This window comes from Rhizobium rosettiformans (assembly GCF_016806065.1).
GTDB lineage: Bacteria > Pseudomonadota > Alphaproteobacteria > Rhizobiales > Rhizobiaceae > Allorhizobium.
On the sequence record NZ_CP032405.1, the window covers coordinates 1,958,703 to 1,980,438 of the forward strand.

26 protein-coding genes and 2 tRNA genes are annotated in these 21,736 nt (G+C 60.6%); 10 read left to right on the top strand and 18 right to left on the bottom strand.

The genetic code is table 11. The features are described 5' to 3' along the window. Positions 1-277: 277 nt before the first annotated feature. The 3 genes from D4A92_RS09330 to D4A92_RS09340 form a co-directional block, all read right to left on the bottom strand. Positions 278-1,416, bottom strand: a protein-coding gene (locus tag D4A92_RS09330; protein ID WP_203019473.1) for an IS3 family transposase whose coding sequence is annotated in 2 segments (ribosomal slippage) — positions 278-1,158 and positions 1,158-1,416 — 1,140 coding nt in all. Because the reading frame shifts where the segments join, the coding sequence is not laid out codon by codon here. A gap of 54 nt (positions 1,417-1,470) precedes the next feature. Then, complete coding sequence (locus D4A92_RS09335) at positions 1,471-2,409, bottom strand: DUF6538 domain-containing protein (protein ID WP_203019474.1); 939 nt, start codon at positions 2,407-2,409, stop codon at positions 1,471-1,473. Positions 2,410-2,521: 112 nt separating this feature from the next. Then, positions 2,522-2,596, bottom strand: a tRNA-Thr gene (locus tag D4A92_RS09340). A gap of 154 nt (positions 2,597-2,750) precedes the next feature. On the opposite strand from D4A92_RS09340, the gene D4A92_RS09345 reads away from it, so the two are divergent. The 10 genes from D4A92_RS09345 to D4A92_RS09390 all read left to right on the top strand — a co-directional run bounded on the left by D4A92_RS09345 (position 2,751) and on the right by D4A92_RS09390 (position 8,885). Continuing rightward, entirely contained in the window at positions 2,751-3,065 is a 315-nt protein-coding gene (locus tag D4A92_RS09345) for a hypothetical protein (protein WP_203020101.1), read from the top strand. Positions 3,066-3,191: 126 nt separating this feature from the next. After that, positions 3,192-4,484, top strand: coding sequence for a UDP-N-acetylglucosamine 1-carboxyvinyltransferase (murA, locus tag D4A92_RS09350; RefSeq protein ID WP_203019476.1), 1,293 nt, complete (start codon positions 3,192-3,194; stop codon positions 4,482-4,484). Positions 4,485-4,621: 137 nt separating this feature from the next. Continuing rightward, positions 4,622-5,059: a DUF2948 family protein gene (locus tag D4A92_RS09355; protein ID WP_203019478.1), complete on the top strand. Its 438-nt coding sequence runs from the start codon at positions 4,622-4,624 to the stop codon at positions 5,057-5,059. Positions 5,060-5,126: 67 nt separating this feature from the next. After that, complete coding sequence (gene hisD, locus D4A92_RS09360) at positions 5,127-6,425, top strand: histidinol dehydrogenase (protein WP_203019480.1); 1,299 nt, start codon at positions 5,127-5,129, stop codon at positions 6,423-6,425. A gap of 3 nt (positions 6,426-6,428) precedes the next feature. Beyond that, on the top strand, positions 6,429-6,902 hold the full coding sequence (locus D4A92_RS09365; RefSeq protein WP_203019482.1) for a UPF0262 family protein: 474 nt from the start codon (positions 6,429-6,431) through the stop codon (positions 6,900-6,902). A 5-nt stretch (positions 6,903-6,907) separates the two neighbouring features. Beyond that, positions 6,908-7,369, top strand: coding sequence for a low molecular weight phosphatase family protein (locus D4A92_RS09370; protein ID WP_203019484.1), 462 nt, complete (start codon positions 6,908-6,910; stop codon positions 7,367-7,369). 142 nt (positions 7,370-7,511) lie between these two features. Continuing rightward, positions 7,512-7,730, top strand: a complete 219-nt coding sequence (infA, locus tag D4A92_RS09375) for a translation initiation factor IF-1 (protein ID WP_004435948.1) — start codon at positions 7,512-7,514, stop codon at positions 7,728-7,730. A gap of 38 nt (positions 7,731-7,768) precedes the next feature. After that, positions 7,769-8,389 (top strand): Maf-like protein, encoded by a 621-nt coding sequence (locus D4A92_RS09380; protein ID WP_203019486.1) that lies wholly within the window; start codon positions 7,769-7,771, stop codon positions 8,387-8,389. 2 nt (positions 8,390-8,391) lie between these two features. Beyond that, a complete protein-coding gene (yacG, locus tag D4A92_RS09385) occupies positions 8,392-8,604 on the top strand; it encodes a DNA gyrase inhibitor YacG (protein ID WP_203019488.1) in 213 nt (70 codons plus the stop codon). 205 nt (positions 8,605-8,809) lie between these two features. Further along, positions 8,810-8,885: transfer RNA gene (locus tag D4A92_RS09390), tRNA-Phe, on the top strand. Positions 8,886-9,049: 164 nt separating this feature from the next. On the opposite strand, the gene D4A92_RS09395 is transcribed toward D4A92_RS09390, so the two are convergent. The 15 genes from D4A92_RS09395 to D4A92_RS09465 form a co-directional block, all read right to left on the bottom strand. Beyond that, the gene (locus D4A92_RS09395) at positions 9,050-9,496 is read right to left on the bottom strand and encodes a hypothetical protein (RefSeq protein WP_203017324.1); all 447 of its coding nucleotides are present in this window, start codon (positions 9,494-9,496) and stop codon (positions 9,050-9,052) included. Between the two features lie 193 nt (positions 9,497-9,689). Beyond that, the gene (locus tag D4A92_RS09400; protein ID WP_203017326.1) at positions 9,690-10,988 is read right to left on the bottom strand and encodes a hypothetical protein; all 1,299 of its coding nucleotides are present in this window, start codon (positions 10,986-10,988) and stop codon (positions 9,690-9,692) included. Between the two features lie 53 nt (positions 10,989-11,041). Next, a complete protein-coding gene (locus tag D4A92_RS09405) occupies positions 11,042-11,308 on the bottom strand; it encodes a hypothetical protein (protein ID WP_203017327.1) in 267 nt (88 codons plus the stop codon). 9 nt (positions 11,309-11,317) lie between these two features. Further along, on the bottom strand, positions 11,318-11,812 hold the full coding sequence (locus tag D4A92_RS09410; RefSeq protein WP_203017329.1) for a hypothetical protein: 495 nt from the start codon (positions 11,810-11,812) through the stop codon (positions 11,318-11,320). An 85-nt stretch (positions 11,813-11,897) separates the two neighbouring features. After that, a complete protein-coding gene (locus D4A92_RS09415; RefSeq protein WP_203019489.1) occupies positions 11,898-13,175 on the bottom strand; it encodes a hypothetical protein in 1,278 nt (425 codons plus the stop codon). Continuing rightward, positions 13,175-13,771 (bottom strand): YmfQ family protein, encoded by a 597-nt coding sequence (locus D4A92_RS09420; protein WP_246753995.1) that lies wholly within the window; start codon positions 13,769-13,771, stop codon positions 13,175-13,177. The genes D4A92_RS09415 and D4A92_RS09420 overlap by 1 nt, the downstream gene beginning before the upstream one ends. Next, on the bottom strand, positions 13,768-14,910 hold the full coding sequence (locus D4A92_RS09425) for a baseplate J/gp47 family protein (protein ID WP_203019490.1): 1,143 nt from the start codon (positions 14,908-14,910) through the stop codon (positions 13,768-13,770). Before D4A92_RS09425 ends, D4A92_RS09420 begins: the two co-directional genes overlap by 4 nt. Next, positions 14,910-15,371, bottom strand: a complete 462-nt coding sequence (locus tag D4A92_RS09430; RefSeq protein ID WP_203019491.1) for a phage GP46 family protein — start codon at positions 15,369-15,371, stop codon at positions 14,910-14,912. Before D4A92_RS09430 ends, D4A92_RS09425 begins: the two co-directional genes overlap by 1 nt. 61 nt (positions 15,372-15,432) lie before the next feature. After that, entirely contained in the window at positions 15,433-15,939 is a 507-nt protein-coding gene (locus D4A92_RS09435) for a phage baseplate assembly protein (RefSeq protein ID WP_203019492.1), read from the bottom strand. After that, the gene (locus D4A92_RS09440) at positions 15,936-17,129 is read right to left on the bottom strand and encodes a phage baseplate assembly protein (protein WP_203019493.1); all 1,194 of its coding nucleotides are present in this window, start codon (positions 17,127-17,129) and stop codon (positions 15,936-15,938) included. The genes D4A92_RS09435 and D4A92_RS09440 overlap by 4 nt, the downstream gene beginning before the upstream one ends. Continuing rightward, on the bottom strand, positions 17,129-18,370 hold the full coding sequence (locus D4A92_RS09445; RefSeq protein WP_203019494.1) for a DNA circularization N-terminal domain-containing protein: 1,242 nt from the start codon (positions 18,368-18,370) through the stop codon (positions 17,129-17,131). The genes D4A92_RS09440 and D4A92_RS09445 overlap by 1 nt, the downstream gene beginning before the upstream one ends. Then, entirely contained in the window at positions 18,370-20,676 is a 2,307-nt protein-coding gene (locus D4A92_RS09450; protein WP_203019495.1) for a phage tail tape measure protein, read from the bottom strand. Before D4A92_RS09450 ends, D4A92_RS09445 begins: the two co-directional genes overlap by 1 nt. A gap of 79 nt (positions 20,677-20,755) precedes the next feature. Then, a complete protein-coding gene (locus tag D4A92_RS09455; protein ID WP_203019497.1) occupies positions 20,756-20,893 on the bottom strand; it encodes a hypothetical protein in 138 nt (45 codons plus the stop codon). Further along, positions 20,893-21,357, bottom strand: a complete 465-nt coding sequence (locus D4A92_RS09460) for a hypothetical protein (RefSeq protein ID WP_203019498.1) — start codon at positions 21,355-21,357, stop codon at positions 20,893-20,895. The genes D4A92_RS09455 and D4A92_RS09460 overlap by 1 nt, the downstream gene beginning before the upstream one ends. Next, positions 21,354-21,719: a phage tail tube protein gene (locus D4A92_RS09465; protein ID WP_203019500.1), complete on the bottom strand. Its 366-nt coding sequence runs from the start codon at positions 21,717-21,719 to the stop codon at positions 21,354-21,356. Before D4A92_RS09465 ends, D4A92_RS09460 begins: the two co-directional genes overlap by 4 nt. Positions 21,720-21,736 lie beyond the last annotated feature (17 nt).

The following is a 21,736-nucleotide window of genomic DNA, read 5'->3' on the forward strand; positions in this document are numbered from 1 at the left end:
CCAGGATCGCCACGGCTTGCTCTTCGGTATAGCCTTTGGACCCGGACGGCGGAGGTGCAGCCCTATTGTCTTTAATGCCGGAGGCCACGTTGATGGGTAGGTCAAACTCCTTCACCCCGTGAGACAAGACTGAGCGCACGGCGGAAAGGTACCTGTCAGACACGGTCTTCGGCGAGAGCTTGCCCCGCGAAATCAGATCATCTCGCCACCTGCGAACAGAGGTGGCTCGGTTTGTCTGAACAGTTTCGGGCGTCTTGCTAAGTGGATTCCGCCTCGATTATGCCGCCACCATCATTGGTGCCAGCGCGTTGAAGTAGGCCTGATCCGGCGTCTGCCGGTCAAGGGATGAATGTGGGCGTCGGCTATTGTAGAAGGTCAGATAGCGGCCAATGCCCAGGCGGGCCTCAGATACGGTCTTGTAGGCGTGGAGGTAGACCTCCTCGTATTTGATCGACCGCCAGAGCCGCTCGACGAAGACGTTGTCCCGCCACGCACCCCTGCCATCCATTGAGATGGCGATCTCCGCCTTCTTCAGCACGGCGGTGAAGTCGATGGAGGTGAACTGCGATCCCTGGTCGGTATTGAATATTTCCGGCTTGCCATAGCGGGCGAGCGCCTCCTCGACCGCTTCGATGCAGAAGTCCGCTTCCATCGTGATCGACAGCCGCCACGACAAAACCTTCCGGCTGAACCAGTCCACGACGGCGCAGAGATAGACAAATCCTCTCGCCATAGGGATGTAGCTGATGTCCATGGCCCAGACTTGATTGGGTCTGGTGACGGCCAACTTGCGCAAGAGGTAGGGATAGATTTTGTGACCTGGCGCTGGTTTGGAGGTGTTCGGGCGACGGTAGATCGCCTCGATGCCCATCTTCTTCATCAGCGTGGCGACGTGCAGCCGCCCGGTCTCCAGACCTTCTCCTCTCAAGAGCCCTTGCAACATCCGACTTCCGGCAAAGGGGTAGTCGAGATGCAATTCATCGATCCGCCGCATCAGGGCCAGATCGCCGTCAGACACCGGACGAGGCAGATAGTAGACGCTGCCACGGCTGAAGCCGAGAAGCTTCGCCTGGCGCACGACGGATAGCTTGTGCTCGCGGTCGATCATTTCTTTCCGCCCAGCAATCCCGCCTTGCCGAGCGCACCGGATAAAAAATCGTTCTCCAGTGTCAGTTCGCCGATTTTCGCGTGCAGCGTTTTGACATCGATGGTCGGACCCGTCGGCTCCGCCTTCGTTTCATCGCCGAACACACCCGTCGCCCCCTCAAGGAGCTGGTCTTTCCATTGCTTGATCTGGTTGGCGTGCACATCGAACTGCTGGGACAACTCCACCAGCGTCTGCTCACCTCGGATGGCGGCAAGTGCCACCTTCGCCTTGAAAGCCGGGCTGTGGTTCCGGCGCGGTCGTCTCGTCATGGTATCTCCTGTTCCCGGCATCTAAGCCGAAGTCAGGCAGAAATTCCACTTATCCTAGCTGTGCAGATTTCCCGAGCCAGCTCTAACATCATCCTTAGTCACCCGGTGAGCGTCATCATGCCCGACAAACTGGACGTACTTCCGGAGATGACTCCTGGTATCGTCTACCGTCTTGGTCTTGATGCTCTGTGATGATGACTTGTGCTCCAGGAGGTAGAGCAGTGACAGGCCTTCGGGCTTGGCTTTGGGCTTGCTAGCGGTGAACGCAGGGACGGCCTCAAGAGCGGCTACTGGGCGGTAGTCACCCGCTTTCCTCGCCTCGATACCCCGTTGTGCCGTCCCCATGAGTTCCAGCATCCGAAGATTGATGATGCGCCGGGTCTCTTGTGGAACTACTAGGCCGTACTTCGCGAGAGCCGCACTGGTGTCCTTCCCGTGGGCCTCTTCAAGCATGACGCCAAGGTCGGGACCTAGGGCCTTAGCCAGCATCGGGTAGGTGGTTATCATACGGAGGGCTAGCTTGGTTCGGGCGTGAGATCGCGCCGCGAGGAATGCCTTGAGGTCACGCTTAAAGGCCCGCCGCTCAGGGACCCCCATCTTCGAGAGCATTTGCGGCAACGTGTGACCGTCATCGGTCGGTGGTTCTGGGAGAGGAGCCGGGGGAGGGGCGGAATACGGATCATCCTCATACTTTGCGAGGAACTCCTTGGCATGGTCTCCAGCGATTGCCCACTCTTCCTTCGGTGTAAGCGCCTCAGGCCCTTCCTTCAGCGCCTTGCGCCAGAGGTCCCATTGAGCCTCCACCTCTTCGGAGACCTGCTTATAGGCTCTTTCGGCGGGCTTGCGGTCTCTGGTGCCGAGTGAGCGCTGGATCTCCCTGGTTACCGTGATGCCCATTTCTTTGAGTCGGGCACGCTCAGAGAAGAGATCCGGGGGCGTTGCCTTCCGGTAGTACAGAATGCCGGTCTTTGGATGAGGCCATGGCCCAGTCATTACCCACCTTCGCCGTGATGCGACTCGTGACATGTTTTGTAGCTCCCCGATTGACGGAAGCCACGGAAAACAGTAACTTATTGGGGCTTAAGGCGCTTTTCCATAGGAAAAATGGTGCTGCTAGAGAGATTTGAACTCTCGGCCTCTCCCTTACCAAGGGAGTGCTCTACCCCTGAGCTATAGCAGCATCTGGCGGGCGGAGATTGTGTGCCGCCCGGAACGAGGCGCCTATTGCCACAGAGTTTTGGGGTGCGCAAGTCATAAAGCGTTCGGGCGGCCAAGTTTTGTGACGGGATGTGATGGGACTTTGCGATTTTTCTTCGATCGGTTATCACGCACTCATGACGAATGACCCGGAAAACAAGGGCGGAGCGGACGAGGACGTCATCGAGGCGGCCCGGCTTGCCGATCGAGGAAAACGTGCGCTGTCCGATGCGGAGGCGCGCCGCCGTGAGCGGGCGGCCGCAAAGCTCAGAGAAAATCTTGCCCGTCGCAAGCAGCAGTCGCGTGCGCGCCGGGCCGGTGAGGCCGAGGATGGCATCGGTCTGCCGGCTGCGCGCGCCGCATCGCAGGATATGGGCCTGGAGGCCGGGCATGCGGAAGCGGAGGCGGACAAATCCGATCCTGCCGTAAATTCGTCCAAACCCGGTGATTAACCGAGCGTTGCGGCGTCAATTGAACCGCTCGTGGTTTTCGTCTAAAGAGCCAGCCTCGCCGGATTGGCTTCCCCTCACACCTTCTTCAGGAAAGGCGGGCATTTCTCGCCCGTATCGCAGGCTCTCATGGATCGCATCAGGATTGTTGGTGGCAATGCGTTGAACGGGATCATCCCGATCTCGGGCGCCAAGAACGCAGCGCTTCCCCTGATGATCGCGTCGCTCTTGACCTCCGATACGCTGACGCTGGAAAACGTGCCGCATCTGGCAGACGTCGAAGGCCTGATCCGCATTCTCGGCAATCACGGCGTCGATATCGCCGTCAATGGTCGCCGCGAACATCAGGACGGTTCCTATTCGCGCACGGTGCATTTCACCTGCCGCACGGTGGCCGATACCACGGCGCCTTATGAGCTGGTCTCCAAGATGCGTGCCAGCTTCTGGGTCATCGGTCCGCTGCTTGCCCGTGAAGGCCAGGCGCGCGTTTCGCTGCCCGGCGGCTGCGCTATCGGCACGCGTCCGGTCGATCTCTTCATCGAGGGGCTGACAGCCCTCGGCGCCGAGATGGAAATCGACGGCGGCTACATCAATGCCAAGGCGCCGAAGGGCGGCCTGATCGGCGCCCGCTACACATTCCCCAAGGTCTCGGTCGGCGCGACCCATGTCATGCTGATGGCCGCTTCGCTTGCCCGCGGCACGACCGTGATCGGCAATGCCGCCCGCGAGCCCGAAGTCGTCGACCTCGCCAACTGCCTGATCGCCATGGGTGCCAAGATCTCGGGCGCCGGCACCTCCACCATCACCATCGAAGGCGTGCCGAGCCTCTCTGGCGCCCGTCATCGCGTGTTGCCCGACCGCATCGAGACCGGCACCTATGCCATGGCGGTCGCCATGACCGGCGGTGACGTGACGCTCGCGGGCACCGAGCTTGGCTTGCTCGACACCGCAATTGAAGCGATCCGCCGCGCCGGCGCTGAAGTTTCGGCCGTCGAGGGCGGCATCCGCGTCATCGGCCATGGTGACGCGATCCGCCCGGTCGATATCGTCACCGAACCCTTCCCCGGTTTCCCGACCGACCTTCAGGCGCAGTTCATGGGTCTGATGACCCGCGCCAATGGCGTCTCGCATGTCACCGAAACGATCTTCGAAAATCGCTTCATGCATGTGCAGGAACTGGCCCGCCTTGGCGCCAAGATCACGCTGTCGGGCCAGACGGCGCGCATCGAGGGCGTTTCGCGCCTGCGCGGCGCACCGGTCATGGCAACCGATCTGCGCGCCTCGGTGTCGCTGGTCATTGCCGGCCTGGCCGCCGAAGGTGAAACCATGGTTTCCCGCGTCTATCACCTTGATCGTGGCTTCGAGCGGCTGGAAGAAAAGCTCACCCGCTGCGGCGCCATTGTCGAGCGCATCAGCGACTGACCCTGCCGGGCAGCATCTCTTTCTGAGCGATACGGGGCGAAAAGTCTTTTTGCCCCGTTGCCACTGGACAAGCCGCAACCTATGTCGAAAACATGAAATTCGACGGGCACCGCCGAGAGGCGATACTGTGAGGTGACATGACGGACCTGAAGCTGCTGGCGCTTGATGCCGATGATCTCGCGATCATCTCGGCCCATATGCAGGACGCCGTGTTCAAGGTCGGTGACCTGAGCTTTTCGGCCCGCTCTGGCCTGTTTTCGCTCGCCGCCAACCGCTTCGTCTGGGAAAAGGCGGCACGCGCGACAAAGAGCTTCGAGCGCCGCCGCGCGGGTCTCAGCTTCAAGCGCGTCGAAGCTGTGCGCTCGATCGGCTTCGATCGCGGCAAGGCGGATGAGGTCATGTCCTTGCTCGCGATCCGGTATGTTCCCAAGGGCGAGGGGCCAGAGGGCGTCGTCGAGCTCGTATTGGCCGGTGGCGGCACGATCGCGCTGGAAGTGGAATGCATCGAGGCCCAGCTTGCCGATATCGGCGGCGCCTGGGAAACGACGGCTCGTCCGGAACACGAGGCCGGCTGAGGCGGCGCATCGACGTGATCGTCGCGGCGTCATCTAAATTGAAATGCTTGAGAGGGAAATACGGGGCGTGGCAATCTGGCTGGATCAGGCATCGGGAGATTTTGAGGCGCGTTTTGCGGCCTTCCTGACGACCAAGCGTGAAGTTTCCGACGACGTCAACGATGTCGTGCGCAAGATCATCGACGACGTGCGCAGCCGTGGCGATGCGGCCCTTGCCGACTATTCCAAGCGTTTCGATGGCGTGGATTTTTCGACCGTCTCTATGCGGGTGACGGAAGAAGAAATTGCAGACGCACTCGCCTCCACCGCGCCGGAATTGATCGACGCGCTGAAGCTTGCTGCCGAACGCATCGAACGCCATCACGCCCGGCAGATGCCGAAGGACGACATCTACGAGGACGCAATTGGGGTGGGCCTCGGCTCGCGCTGGACGGCGATCGATGCCGTCGGCCTTTATGTGCCCGGCGGCACCGCGAGCTATCCGAGCTCGGTGCTGATGAATGCATTGCCGGCCAAGGTGGCAGGGGTTCCCCGTGTCGTGATGGTCGTGCCGGCCACCGGTGGCGCCATCAACCCGACGGTTCTCGCGGCGGCCAGTACTGCCGGCGTCACCGAGATTTACCGCATCGGCGGCGCTCAGGCCGTTGCGGCACTCGCCTATGGCACCGAGACGATCGCCCCCGTCGCCAAGATCGTCGGCCCGGGCAATGCCTATGTCGCCGCTGCCAAGCGCCAGGTCTTCGGCACCGTTGGCATCGACATGATTGCCGGCCCATCCGAAGTCTTGATCATCGCCGACAAGGACAATGATCCGGACTGGCTGGCCGCCGACCTGCTGGCCCAGGCCGAGCACGATCCGGGCGCACAGTCGATTGTCATCACCGATGACCGCGCGCTGGGCGAAGCGGTCGAAGCCGCTGTCGAGCGTCAACTCAAGTCGCTTCCGCGCGCCGAGACGGCGTCTGCCAGCTGGCGTGACTTCGGTGCGATCATCAAGGTCGAGAAACTGGAAGATTCCATTCCGCTCGCCAACCGGATTGCAGCCGAACATCTGGAACTGGCCGTTGATAATCCGGAGCCGCTGATATCGGGCATTCGCAATGCCGGCGCGATCTTTGTCGGACGTCACACCCCCGAAGTGATTGGTGACTATGTCGGTGGTTCCAACCACGTTCTGCCGACGGCGCGATCCGCACGCTTCTCCTCGGGGCTGGGGGTGCTGGACTACGTCAAGCGCACCTCGATCCTGCGGCTCGGGCCGGAGCAGCTGCGCAAGCTTGCGCCGGCTGCAATTGCGCTGGCAAAATCGGAGGGGCTCGAAGCCCATGCGCGTTCCGTTTCCATCCGGCTCAATCTTGGGGACTAGCACATGGCGGCGGGCGACTTCCGGCTCTCAGATGTCGTGCTGGACGAGACCATCGGGCGCTCGACACCCGATGTGGAGCATGAGCGGGCGGTCGCCATCTTCGACCTGATCGAGGAAAACTCGTTCGAGCCTGCCGGCCATTCTGGCGGTCCCTATCACCTCTTCCTGTCGTTGATGGATCGCAAGCTCGTCTTCTCGATCAAGACGGAGGCCGGCGAGGACGTCGCCGTGCACATCCTGTCGCTGACGCCCTTGCAGCGGATCATCAAGGACTACTTCATGATTTGCGAAAGCTATTACGAGGCGATCCGCTCCTCGACGCCGTCGCAGATCGAAGCGATCGACATGGGCCGCCGCGGTATCCACAATGATGGCTCCCAGACGCTGATGGACAGGCTCTCGGGCAAGATCAAGATCGACTTCGATACTGCGCGGCGTCTCTTCACTCTGGTCTGCGTGCTCTATTGGCGGGGCTAGGCGGTATGGATGGGGATGGGGTTCAGGGCCGGCGTCCGTCGCGGCCGGGGGCGATCCTCTTCATGTGTGGCCAGAATGTTATTCGCAGCCCCATGGCAGAGGCGGTCGCCAGGCAATTCCTGCCATCTGGAACTTGGGTTGCCTCTGCCGGGGTCAAGAAGGGCGAGCGAGACCCCTTCGTCGATGTCGTGCTCGATGAAATCGGCCTGTCACTCGGCCGCCGCCAGCCCCAGACGCTGGAGGACATGGAAGACGACTACTTCGATCTCGTGATTACCCTGACGCCGGAAGCACATCACGCAGCCCTCGAATTGACCCGGTCTTCCGCGGTCGAGGTTGAGTATTGGCCGATGCCGGATCCGACAGTCGAAACCGGCAGTCGCGAACAGCGGCTCATCGCCTATCGCGACGTGCGGGATCGCCTGACGAAGCTGATCCGGGACAGGCTGGTTCTGGCCCCGGATTAGCGCCGGTTTTGCCCCCCTTGAAACAAATTCCAAAAGCCGAATCTACAAGGTTCACAAATGCCGGGCGATTGTGTAGTTTCCGCCCACATTTTCAGGGGCCCCTCGTGCGCCCCTCCAAAACCCCAGGAAAGACAACCGCTCTATGGCAAAAGAAGAAGTCCTCGAATTCCCCGGCGTCGTCACCGAATTGCTGCCGAACGCCACCTTCCGTGTGAAGCTCGAAAACGAACATGAAATCATCGCCCATACCGCCGGCCGCATGCGCAAGAACCGCATCCGCGTTCTCGCAGGCGACAAGGTCCTGGTCGAGATGACCCCTTACGACCTGACCAAGGGCCGTATCACCTACCGCTTCAAGTAAGTCTTGGGACCGCACCGGGGCTTTAGGATCGCGCACGCATGGAACTGAGACAGAAGCTGATTTTGGCCTCCGGGTCGCCGCGTCGCGTGGATCTCCTGAAGCAGGCCGGCATCGAGCCTGCGCGTCTCATGCCGATGGATCTCGACGAGACGCCGAAGAAGTCGGAGCATCCACGCTCGCTCGCCCGTCGACTGTCTGCAGACAAGGGAAACGCCGCCTATCAGCAGGTGCGCAAGGATCTGACCTGGGGAGGCAGCTATATCCTGGCCGCCGACACCGTGGTCGCGGTCGGCCGCCGCATCCTGCCCAAAGCGGAGTTGATGCAGGAGGCTTCCTCGGCGCTGCATCTGCTCTCGGGTCGCAGCCACTGGGTCTTCACCGGCGTTTGCCTGATCGGCCCCGATGGCAAGCAGCGCCAGAAGATCGTCGAGACCAAGGTCCGCTTCAAGCGCCTCTCAGGTTACGACATCGAATGCTACCTTGCGTCAGGCGAATGGCGCGGCAAGGCCGGCGCCTATGCCATTCAGGGCATTGCCGGTAGCTTTGTCCAGAAGATCGTCGGCTCCTACACCAACGTCGTCGGCCTGCCGCTCTTCGAGACGCTGCAGATGCTCTCGGGCGAAGGCTATGACGTGCACACCGGCTGGACGGAGGGCTGACGATGTCGCAGGGAGACGAACAGCGGACCGCCAAGGTCGAGCCGCTGCGCAAGACGCGGCCATGCCCGGAATGCAGCCGTCCCTCGAAGCGGGACAATTATCCGTTCTGCTCCGATCGCTGCCGAAATCTCGACCTCTCGCGCTGGCTGAAAGGCTCCTACGCCATCCCGGTTGCCGACGACGAGTCCAAGGCGGACGACGACTACCGCGATTGATCGTTCGCTGGCCGAAAAGCCTGTTCGCGACCTCCCCCGATCCCCTTGTTCTCGTTCACCTTTCAGCGATTTTCACATCTTCTTCAAAAAAGTCGCCGAAGCCGCTGGACATGGCCGAACAAGATGTTATAACCCCGCTCGCTCCCGGGGATATGCCCCGGCGGTCTTGACTAAAGACCGGCAGGCTTTGCAAACAAGCCGAGATGCCCGGATAGCTCAGTTGGTAGAGCAGCGGATTGAAAATCCGCGTGTCGGTGGTTCAAATCCGCCTCCGGGCACCATTTTTCTTCAAACTTCCCAAACGTAGTATTGGTCGTCACGCCACAGGCTCCGACTGTAGCCGGACGCGCGTTTCCGGAAATTTGACACGCAGAACCGGAAAAACCAATTTTCCAGCTGCCGTGTCAAAAGCCTACATTGCTGTCGTGAGTGCAGGCGGAAAAATTCATTGAGACCAAGCCGTATAGATACGCAGGCAAATCCGCTCAGCCCGACCCAGCGTGCCCTCGTCGACTAAAGTATCTCCGCTACCCGTTTCAGTTTTGCCCGGTTGAACTGTATCCAACGATGGACCAGCACTTAAAGCAGCGAGGAGGGTGTCCTGCCCATCGAAGAGTGCAAAGTCGGCACTGATCGACACGGGCTTCTCGATGCGATTCGCGACAGCGTATGAAACCTCGATGGCGAACGCACCGTTGGACAAGAACGACTTAGTTTCTCTGACAGAGAAATTGTTGATCCTGATCTGAGGTGTATCCGCAGACGCCTCTTGGAAGGCAGCCCGCTCGAAACAGTTGAAGTCGCCGGTCGCCGGAGTTGGCGCAGTCTCCTCTGCTGATGCGGCAAACGCTACAAGACAAGACAGCGAAGCAAGAAGTGGGGCGCGGATCATGTCGGCTCCTAGTTAGACAAAGTGGTGAAGGTGGAGTTGTAACGGCGCATCGGCTTCGGCCACAAGTCTAAACCGCAATCAGGATTTGACGTGTCGGCATATGACTGAGAAGCGCTTGAAGCCAGTTCACAGACCTGATGAAGCCATTTAGAGAAGCCACAGGCCTACGCCATTTGATGATGGGGCGGCGGGGTTAAAGCGGAAGCTTCTGCAAGAATATGCTTCCGATACGGCATCTGTCAGCGCTCGCCGCAGCCCGCGCCTGCCGGAGCAAAAGTCTCACGGGATCGCCGGAAACATCAGATATGGTGAAGTCGAAAGACCCGGATGAAACGACATTGCCCATGAAGCCAGTCGCAATTGGCGTAGGAGTTACGTTAGATCCGTTTGTCGCCTTGGTGATGAAGACGTCAGTGCCGCCATTGGGATTTCCGGCGAGCGACACATCGCCAAACAGCAGGCGATAGTCCCCAGGCTCAGAGATACCCAAGATAAGAGAGACGCGATTGAATGGCGCACCAGTTCCGTCACCGTTTAGCAGAAGCGTGTCGGGCGTAGTCGCCGTGTCAATTGACGCTGTTCCGGCGTGTATCGTGACGCCGGAAAGCCCGTTGGTCTCTGCAACGTAATTCAGTGGCGGAGTTGGGTCGGGATCTTTTCGCCAGAACTTAGTCTGACGGTTTACGGTTGCGATAGAAAGAGGCGAAGACGTTGCCGGGTCAAACTCTGCGTAGAACTTAATGCGGCTCTGGCCTGTGTGCTGCCTGACGTAGTAGCGCATAAAGTTCGACTGTTCGTGGGCATCGCATGTTATCTGCGCCTGTATCCCGCTCGTCGGGTTTCGCAGTATGACCCCGCTATCAACCGTAATTTTGTCGTTGACTACGATTTGCTCAAATGTCTCGCCCCCGTCAGTGCTGTACTGCGAGGCGTTCGACAAGATCTCGTGTGATACAAGCACCTCGCTCCAGACCTGATCACTGGAAACAAAGGACATCGCGTCCCTGAAAATGCCATTCGGCAAGATCTGGCATTCAAACTCGGCGTCAACCTGCGCCGCTCCGGTCACGCCGACAGAGGAACGAGTCAGGCGGAATGTGCCGCGCTGCTCGCCGCTTGTGGAAACATCGGGGATATGAAGCTCAGATGTTGTCTCGCCGCCGTGGAAACTCATCACCCATTTAGACTCTGCGTTGCTGTAGAACGCATAATCGCGAGAGCCGAGGTCGAACTCGGACGCGATAATGACACGGTTCACATTATCGTCGTGAGGGCTTTCAACGGAGGGCAGCCCGTAAATTCCGACCCGCCGCCAAGCATCCCAAGGAGATCCGGTGTCAGTCGCGCCTGAGCCCCCATCATCTTTTATGAACTGGTAAGCGATTGCTCCGGAGACGCCTAAATCGGCAACAGCAACCTTTACCCAAAACTCATCGTCGCTGACATACTCGACAGCATACACGCCACCCTTGATCGGGGTATTGCTGAACAAGGGCCAACGCGGGGGGCGTCGGATCGGAAAGGCCAAAGGCCTGCGGAACCGCGTCATGGGTTTGACCACGCCTTCGCCGTTGCCTGATTGAGGTTGTTTTTCACGGCGATTTTCACGAAAGGCAAAGCCGAGAAATTGGCGATTGGTCTGGTGATGGTTAGCGTGTCGACCTCGACCCAATCGGCATTTCCATCAACACGTGCAATCACGGAAAAGGTCGTCAAAGGATCAGCAGCGGATACCTGCACATAGAATTCACCCCCAGGGGTGAAAACTGCGCTCTCTGCCGTAGCAGACGTCGTGTTCAATCGCTCTGTCATCACATTCCCCTAGTTGACCGGCCAAACGACCGCGTTGGCCGCTGCCTTTGCGGCTTCGACTGTTTCAGCGTTGACAATGCTCTGCTTCGTCGAAAGCCTTGCGGCCTCGATCGCCGCACCAATCTGCAGCCACTGAGCGTTCGCAGTCGCTACGACTTGGGCAACACCAACCAGCGTGCTTGCGGTGATGCCAATCTCGGCCGCAAGGAGCGGATAGTCTTCGGGATTGGGGTCGACGGCGCTGAGGCACAGCCGCGCCTCCTCCGCTTTTCGGGCATAGGTCATAGCCTGCCCTGCACCGGGCGTAATGTAGCGATGGCGGTGAGCCTCCGCCTCTGCGTCTACGCCAGCCATAAGCAGGCTCTTGACCTGAACTAAAGATGGCGGTTCCATGGTCAAGCCATAGGCCCCGAGCACTTCTTGCAAAGCCTGATCTGTCTGCTCGCCTTCGCTATCGCTGGGCCAGCGCGTCGGTGAATGACCAACAGCCAGGAATGCCTCCATGCGATCATCTGGCACTACTGATCGTCTCTGCTGCGCGCTGTCGAAGATCCTGCCGTCGTCTGACAGCCAAAACCACTTAGCTGGATCAAACATAGATGCCCCCCGTTCCCGTGGTGCCAGCCTGGTCACCGGGTAAAAAGTTGACGCCAGCACCAGCCGTGTTGATGACGCCGTTCATATTGACGTCAAACCGTTTGCCGCCATTCGCCCCTGTGAAAGTGGTGGCAAGGACAGTCGCTCTTCCACCGCGCACTCTCAAAAATGTTTCTTGGTTGAAGCCAGGTCCCATCTGTACCGTCGCGGGGTCGGAGAACGCGGCCCCCGAAAATATTCCGCCCATAGAGACATCAATACCGATCGGTGACGAGCGCATGAATTTGATGGTGCCCCCCCACGAAAGCTGCCCCCCATCTAAAATTCCAATATGAGCAAAGCCGAGATGATAAACGACAGGATCAAGCTCGCAATTTTTCAATAGGCCTGATGAACCGACCCCGACCAACAATCCGTTCGACGTGATGTCTGTGGTTATTCCGTTTCGGATTTTAATCCCCTCGACCCGAAATCCAGGGCAGTAATCCAAGCGGATTGCATTGATTTGGCTGCCGCCGACCACATAGTTTTGCGGCGCAGCCGGGTCGCCCCTCAGAATTAAGTTAGCAATGCCGCCGATCGTGCAGCCATCGTAGTTGCCCGCATTACCCAGCTGAATGACGGTGCTTTGCGCACCTGTGTTGAAACGGCGCAAGGCATAGCTTGCTGCTGCGTTAATGGTGGCAAAGGCAGCCGCCGCAGTGTTCGCAGAGCCATCATTGTTGTCGTTGCCGTCAGTTCGTACAAAGATTGTGGTTGTGCCTGGCGATGAGCTCAGGAACTGGGTCATTGCAGGGCTCAAAAGTTGGAAGGAGCCTGCATCGTAGATCGCAGCAATCTTGTCGCCGGCTTTGTAATCGAACCTCGCCAACGCACCTCCGCCTTGACGGGTCAACGGCACAGCGCCAAGGCCGTCGACGTTGATTGTCGTGGCACCTGCACAATCAGCTGCAGCTTTGAAACGAATGATCAGACCACTCGCGTAGCTAACGGGTGCGGGCGACAGTGCAAGCGTGAGAGCCGTAGCAGATCCGCCCGCCGCTGCGAAGTTCATGCGGCTGGACTGTATCGCCTTGGCGAGTTGTGACCAATCATCGGGCGACGGATCCATGCCGGTCGATTCGACTACATAAAGGATTTCTTCCTGGGTCATGTTCAGCCAGAGAGCTTTAACCTCTGTTCCCTCCTGACCTAGAACCAGATCCTCATCACGAAAGCCCCTGCGACCTGTTCCGATATCAATTGTACCGGCACCATTGATGCGATCCATCAGGACCCTCCATAGGAAAAAACGACCAGGGTGTGAGAGGGCTTCAACCGCCGGATCTCACACTCGATCGAGGACACGGCAAAGGAGCCGAGGCTATGGCCAGCGCGGCTCGCTCCGGCCTTGAAGTTCACGACGGTCACAAGACCAGGAATGTTAACCCGCCAGACGAACTGACAGCCTTCGGGCCTCAACCGCTGTCCGGCCCGCAAGCCGCCGGCCCTTGATGGCCAGAACTCATCGATCGTGATTTCCACGCCGAGGCGGGATGCAAGAGCCACGAAATAGGGGACCGACTGGCCGCCGCGCGCGGTCCAGCGCTGATGCGCAAGCCGCTGGCGCTGGGCGACATTGAGATCGCCCTGATCGCGGCCGCACGGGTCAGGGCCGAGGCACCGCTCGAAATCCGTCAGCAGCAGGTTTGCCTTCCTCGGATCGGTCTCATCCATCAGGGCTTCCGCGCCGACCTCGACATCGTGCAGGGCAAGGCCAATGCCAGCGAGAATGGCGTCGAGGATCCCGCCACGCTTTCCGAGCGCCCAGCCCGGCGCGACCTTGGCAATCAGACTGCGCGTGATGGCTTGAGGGGTGCGCGTCATGCCGGCACCCATGTAATGGTGCCAGGGATCGGATAGTGTGTGGACCCCAGCGTGTATCGATCGGCCGGCACCGTCAGGTCATGGGCATATTCGCCGTCGGCAGCCGAGATCGCCTCGGAGATCCGGCTGGGCTCGATGGTGGCTCCGATCGGGCTTTCGTTGCCGGTATCATCCTCGTCGCCGATGGTCGCGATGAAGCGATTGAAGGCTTGCTCGACGGCAGACCTGGTAGAGGCCACATCGGGTCGCAGCCGCACAGAGATCGGGACAGCCGTCAGGACGCCCGGCACGACGATCACACGCGCTGTCACCGGCCGCACGCCGAGCAGACTGCCGAACTCGCCCAGATGCGCTTGAATACGATCAATCTCTTCCGTGGTCGGCACGCGGGCAGAGCCATCGTCATCCCGCATGATGACGACGACAGCGAGCGAGCCGCGACCGATCCATTCCGGGATGACCTTGATGGCCAGAGCATCGGCCACTTCGCGCACCCATGTCGGATAGTCAAAGCCCGCGCCGCCATGAGCCGGCTGGCGGATACGCTGCAGATAGGCAGCCTTGATCTCCTCCGGCGTCATTTCGTCCGCGCCGCCCAGGAAAGCCGTCGAGACCGTAACACGCGTAATGCCGGCGACAACGGCGACCGTCGATAGCTGGACGCCGGCCGGCAGATTGCCCGACGCGCCGGCGCTGACGGCAATGGCTGGCATGGTCGCAACACCGGCACCTGAGATCGTCGCGCCAGCGGTGGTTTCAAACAAGATCCCGTCACTTGCCGAAAGCGCGATACCGGAAGGCAGCACTGTGCCAGGCGCACCCTCAATCAGCACTGCACCAACAGCTTTGATTGCGCCGCGCTCATCGACACCCCAGATGCCGGCATGTCGTCGGATCATGGTTTCATCGTCGGCGCTGTCGGGCATGTATTGCCGAGCCCACCACGCCTGATGATCATGCAACTCGCGGATTTCGGCAGAGACTGGGGCAATGACCTGAAAGAAGACGCCGAAGCGCTCTCGAAGTGCCTTTGAAAGCTTGCGCGGATCTGCGTCCGCACGAACAGTCAGGATGCCCGCCTCTATACCGGAGGCGATGCGCTCGAAGATCGCCTGCGCTCGTGAAATGGGCCAGACCATCAGCCGTCCACCCGCTTTGTCATCGACAGGGTGACATCCTCGACCATTGTGCGAAAGCCAAGAACCTCAGGCCGAAGCCACGCCACTTCGATCTCAGCCGGCTTGCCGGTGACTTCGATCGCCCAATCGAGCGCCTCTTCCAGATGGAATTCGCAGAGCAGCCGGGTGGTCTCGGTCTCCTTGGCGCGTTCCAGCTGCCAGAGCTTGGAGCCGCTATGCCGTCCTGATGTCTCAAAGGCGTCGGCAATCGCGCCGCGTCGTTCGGAGAAGTTGGCTGGCGCCAGAAACTGAGAGCGCCCTTCCGGCAAGGGATCATCGACATCAGCCCGCCGATCGAGCCCGATCGAGACCAGCATCGACGACACGGGCGTGGTATCGATCAAGAGATCGAGATCGTCGCCGAGCGTCACGTCGCAGCGGCGGCTTTCCGGGTCATAAGTGAGAGCGAGATCGCAAAACATGGAGGCGAAGCTATCGCGCGCGCGCGGCGTCGATCATGCCCGCAGAGGCTGGCGGTGATAACTAAACGGGCGGACCAGAAACCCCAGGCGGTGCAGACACGTGACCGTGGTCTTTCCCAATGTTTTTTCCATCGTGCGTGAATGTGCCACCAACGATCGCGACACCATCAGGCGTGACCATGAATGACACGTCACCAACCTTCAGGGAAATCGAGCTGGCAGCAACAATCTCGATGCCGCCGCTCGCTCGGCCCACGACCCTGTCGCCACCCTTAGTGTAGAAGCCGACATCGCCCTTGCCGAGGCCGCCCATTCGGCTGGACGGATTGGCGATCGGCAGGAGGACGATATCGCCCTCATCGCCGCCCAGCGCCAATGCGATGCCGAGCGCTCCGTCTTCAGGCGCGCTCGACGAAATCCCGTATTGCTGCAGGACCTCGACATCGGTGCGCCAGACACCATCAGCGACCTCGATCGAGGCGGTCTGGGTCTCTCCGTCATCCTTGATGTCCTTGACGGTGACGCGGCGCGCCATGCCCCGGATCTTGTCGATGATCTCCTTGGTCATAGGGCCTCCGCCGTCGCATCCATGCCCCCCGCACGCTTGGCGGTCTTGGCCGACTTGTTGGTCCGCCGATCGCCGACGGGTGCCTTGTCGAAGGCCTCAGGGCTTTCATATCCAAGCTCGGTCACGATGCCAGCCGCGTCTTCCAGAAACTTGACCTGGGAAATCAGCAGGTCGCGGTAGACGCCGAGGAAAGCATCCGAGACCGCCGCGATCTGGTTGACCGTCCACGGCTCACCGGCAATCGTGTGGCCCTTCATCGTGTGGGTGAACTGCTCGCCCTCGGCGCGCGCGGTGCGCATACGCCAGTCTGCTTCGTCCTGGGCCGAGACATTGTCGGCCTTCGATCGGGCCAGGTGCACGATCGGGCGATGGCGGGTGATCTCTTCGTCCCGCGCCCTGCCGGTCGCCACCGTGCCCTTACGCTCCTTCTCTGTCGCCGAGCCGTCGCCGTCTTCCCGGCTCTCAGATGCAATCGGCTCGGCCGTCGAATCAAGCGCTGCGGATCCGCGTGCCTTGCCAGCTTTTTCGCCCTGGCCACGGACGATAGTCTCGCTATAGCGCCCTTCGTGACTGAAGCTGCCACGCGAGTAGAGCACGTTTCCGGGATAGCGCAGTTCGACCGGCGCCCTGGTCTGGCCCGTGCGGGTGATGATAATCCCGCCGATACCATCGGAGAGCACAAGGGCGTGACGAGATCTCGCTCCCTTCTCGATGGCGGAAAACGCGGTCTCTGCGAGATCGATGCCGTAGCGGCTGAACGGCTCACCGGTGTCGATCTCGGAGCGCACGGATAGTCCATAGGGTGCCGCAATCCGCCGCGCCGCCTCTTCCAGCTTGACGTTGAAGAACTCGGCTTCATTGGCCATGGCCGCCCCGTCGATCAGGTCGCCTGTGACATCCCTGCCGCTGACAACAATCGAGGCCTGTCGATCGCCGCTATCAGGATCGACCCGTTCGACGAAGCCCTTCAGGACCAGCCGTCGCCCGATCCGGATCTCGACGGCCGGGCCCGGCCGAAGCTCTCGCACGGCAGCGTTCGTCGCAAAGGGCAGAGAACGGCGCGAGCGCACCTTGTCCCGGAAGGTGAAGCTGAAGGCTCCTGAAAAGTCCTTCAGGTCGCGGGTCACCTCGGCCGAGACCCACTGGTCATAGGCGACGCCATCAATTGATAGCTTGATGCTCTTGGCCATCAGCGGATCTCCAGCGCCTCGATGGTGGAGCCCTCCATGAAGGCCGGGTGACGAGGCCGGTTGCGCGACACGATGTCGAGATAGACCGCTTCGATCTGGCCCGGTGTGTCACCCGCGATATGCTGGGCCACCTGCCAGGCGTCATGCTCGCGATCGGCTGAGAAGACCAGCACGTCGGGCAGTCGGCCGACCACCTCGTTAATCTCAACGACCACGGCGGAAGAGACCCGCCGCGCTGCCCGGATCAACTCGGAGGTCGAGGCCTGGTAGGTCTCCGACCCCAGCACCTCCGCCCGATCAGCCAGCTCCGCCAGCGCCGTTGTGACAGTGGTCCGGTAGGCGGTTGCCTCCCGCCTCGAGGCGAAGTCGGCATAGTCCGCCTGGCGTGCCGCCGCCGCCAGAAACTGGGCGGCAACCGCCGACAGAAGAGCCGCATCCACATCCGACGGCGCGGTCGGGATTGCAGCCATCAACCGGCTCGCAATGCCGGTGGCGACCGCGATCTTTGCGAGAGCCGTCGCAGGTGCCGCTGTCTCGATGGCCGGCGCCACGGCCGGCTGCTCGGATACCGCAGAGAGGACAGCGACGGCCTTGCCGATCCATGGCCCGAAGGTCGCAGGCGTTTGAGGCGAAGAGGCGGAGAGAAGCGCCCGGATCTCCGGCAGGAGTCGGGCACCCTCGGAAGGAGGCGTAACGGCGCTGGCAGCTTCGTTGACAATCCGGACGGTCCGACGAACAGCAGCACCCCGCGCAGTCGAGATCACCCGCGAGCCGACAAGGTTGATGAGACCTTGCGCGGCCGCAATCAGGCCGGTCACGCCGGCACCAAGACCGGAGAGGATCTGCGCCAGGCCGCCGCCAGACTGGACGCGCTTCAGGCGCACATTGATGCGGGCGACGCGCAGCTCGCGAGCCGAGAAGGCGATGCTGGCAGGTTCCTCCAGGATCACCGACATCGGCCCCAGCCAGGGATGCATCAGCTGACCGGGTCCGGGTGTTTCAAAGGCTCTTTGAAGGGCCTTCACCTGGGCCTTGTAATCGTCTCCAATGACGAGCGCATCGACCGTGATCACCGAAGGCAACACGCCGAAGTCGTCATATGCCGCAGCATCGACACCGGGAAAGAGATACTCCAGCACCCGCCGACCGTGCTCGCTGGATGTATCTAGGAAGTGCAGCGTGAGGCCCCGGTACAATCCAGGCACCAGACCGGGGAGTGCGTCCAAGCTATCGATCCGCATCAATTCCTCCCAATGCGGCGGCCGGTATTAATGTTAGGCGAAGGGGATGAGACAGCCGTGCTGCTCTCGACGACCTTTGCCGGACCGATCACCTCCACGACAGTCTTCGCGTCAACGTCGAGCTTTTGCGTCGGTGCCTGGGCGGGCAGCATGCTGTCATTTGCTGCCTGAGGCGGCGCACTCGCATCATCATCGCCCCAGAAGGGGATGGCGGCCTTGATGCGGCTGGTAATGTCGATGGTACCGATGGCGTCCAGGATCCGTTGCCCCAAACCACGGAACCACTCCACCATTTCGTTGAACTTGCCCTTGATGCCGTTCACCATCGCCTGACCCGCCTGTTCGCCGGCCGTGCGGAAGGCGGCCTCCGCGTCAGCTGAGTAGTCGTTCATGGTGAAGATGTCCGAGAGGAAGCCCTTGACCTTGCCGGGAATGGCTTTGATGAAGCCGACGACGCTGTCAGCAAAAGACTCGATCCTCGCGCTCATCGCCGCGATTTCAGCCTCATCAAAGCCGAGCCAGGCAGCGAATTTGCCCGCCATCTTTGCATTCCCGCTGGCGAACTTCCCAGCAAGATTGGATAGCTTGTCGGTCAGCTCACCCAAAGCGCCGCCGACGACCGAGGCGAATCCCTGCACGTAGTTCTTGATCGGCTCCCAATAATTGTAAATGACGAGCCCCAGCCCCGCGATGCCTGCGACAGCGGCCCAGATCGGCCACGTGATGCCTGCGAGCGCAACCCCGATTGCTGCGATCGCACCTTTGAGAAGGCCGAGCCCCGGTACAGCCAAGGCCATGCCACGCAAACCAACAGAGATACGTGAGAGGCCCGAAAACCGGGCGCCGCTCATTGAGGCCAATGCAGTCTGAAGCCCGACTGCACTCTTGGCTGCCGTCGCAAAGTATCGCCCGATCGAAAACAGGATGCGCCCAGCAGCCATGAATGGCATGGCGAGCGCCGCCATTCCTGACCCGATCGCGGAAAGAGCAAAACCGAGAGCGCCGAGCGCAGTCGCAGCGAGGACGCCGGCCGCTGCAATCGAGAGCCACTGCCGAACGGCTCCGCCGGTTTCCCTATCGAGTTGCCGCAGGTAAAAGATCGCGTCGGTCAAATGCCTGTTGATCTCAGGCAGCCACGCTCCGAAGGCGAAGCCGATCTCATCGCTCATCTGCTTGCGCAGATTTTCGAAGATGATCATTTGTGTGTTCAGGCTTTCCATCTGGGTTTTGAAATCGCCATCGGTCATCGCACCGGTCGCCTTTGCGACCTCATCGCGGATCCGCTTGTACTCGTCGATGTTCGCGAGCATCGGGATCAGGAACCCCATCACCTGCATGTCGCTGAACAGCTCGCCCAGCGCTCCAGCGCCATGGATCGCTTCTAGCTGCTGACGAACCTGTTCAAGGGCATCCGCTCCGGTCAGCCCATTGGCCTTTGCCTTTTCCATCAGGCCGTTGATCTCTTCGCCCGTCACACCGGTCAGCTTCGAGATCTTCTGAACCACGGCCTCAATCGGATTGATGCCCCGGAGCGCTGCATTCTTCATCACGCCCTGGATATCGACGTTCATCTTCTCGAAGTTCTTTCGGGTCTCCGGCGACGTGATTTTGGAGAGGAAATTATTGAGGTTGTTCGCGGCCTCGGCAGGATCGGCCGTACCTTTACGAGCGATCTGCAGCATGGCGGCGAGCTGGGTTCCGGCCTCGCGGCCCGTCACGCCGAGCTTTGCCATCTGCCCGGTCAAAGTCGGGAAGTACTTCGCCATGTCCTTCAGTTCAAAGGCGCCCTCCTTGCCGGCGACAACGAGCCCCGCAAGCATTTCGTCGAGCTGGTCGGCGGGGAGCTTAAGCGTCTGCAGCAAAGACGTGGCAACCCCAGCCATATCAGCCATAGACGCATTGGCCGCCTTAGCGGCCTTGCCGATTTCTGGCAGCGTGGAATCAACGAGAGTTTTGTCGAGGCCCGCCGCAATCATCTGCGCAGCACCCGAAGCAATATCGTCAGTGCGAAGGCCCACCAGATTTGCGAGATCTTCGTACTGCCGCCGCATCTCCTCAACCGACTGAAACGCTTGCTGGCCGACGAGATTTTGCGTCCCCGCTATATCCAACAGTTTTTGCTGGAATGCTGCGGCCTCCTGGATTGGACCCATAAAGGAAATGGCTGTGACGGCGGCCGCGACGAGACCGAGCCGGCGCGTAAACGAGGTTATACCTTCCAAGGAAGAGCGCAGGCGTCGCAAAGGTCCGGACAGGAGGTCCCGCATCCGGACTATGACATCAAGGTTCATGCTGCGAGACGACATGGCCACTTCCCGATTGAGGTGGCGGCAAGCTATCGCGCGCGCGCGAAAACGATCATGCCCGCCGAAGCGGGCATGGGCATCATTTCTTGTTCTGCTGATCAGCGACTTCTTTCCGCCAGGCCATCACGCAGTTCCACCAGAACTTGGCGCGGTGAGCTTCGAAGTCTTCGAGCTCGGCGGCGCTGAAGCCCGTGCCATCGGCAAGGGCTCCGAGCATTATCGGCCAGTTCGGCGGCCACTCGTCAAAAAATGGTTGATCACCTTGCCGCCATCGACGATGTCGGCCGCATCCATCTTGTCAAAGACCGCATTCATGACCGCCTGCATGGTGCGGGTCGATCGAGCGAAGGTCACGACGGTGTCGTTCTCCTTCGATGCCGCCGCGATCGCCTGAATATCGGCCCCCTTCAGACGGAAGAAGGTGAGGCTCTCGAAGGTGCGTTCCCGAACCTTACCGTCCTTGCGGGTGGTGATGGTCACAGGCTCGATGAGCGGCAAGGTCACGCTGCCGTCATCGTTGCGAACTGCGCGGGACGGCAGCTTGTCCAGAACATCACCATCCTCATCCACGATGACGGCCTTTGCACCGCCCTCGTCGATGACGTCGGTCGACGTGCCGGAGCTGGTGACGGTACCAGCGCCCTGATCCTCGTCGAGATCGATGTGAAGTTCCTTCTTCATGCCACGATCTCCTCAGGCGTGCCGGCCGACCAGGTCAGCTCCATGTTGCCACCCTCGCCACCGGTGATGTTCGGGATGTCGCCAGAGAGAAAGGCGTCATACATCACGAAGGTCTGCCCGGTGTCGCAGACGACCTGCAGTTCGCCTTCGCCGCTATCCCAGGTATTGCCCCAGCGCTGGCCGCGTTCGAAATGGATGGTCGCCTTGACTTCCGAGCCCTGGAACTCCTGGGCGCGGCCGACCTTGCGGCCATAGGTGACCGGGTTGTTCTTGAGGCCGCCGGGACGAATGCTCGCCCCCTTGGCCACCTGAAGGTTACGGCCTCGCCAGATGATATCGACGATGCCCAATACCTGCGTCATTGAAGTATCCTTTCAGT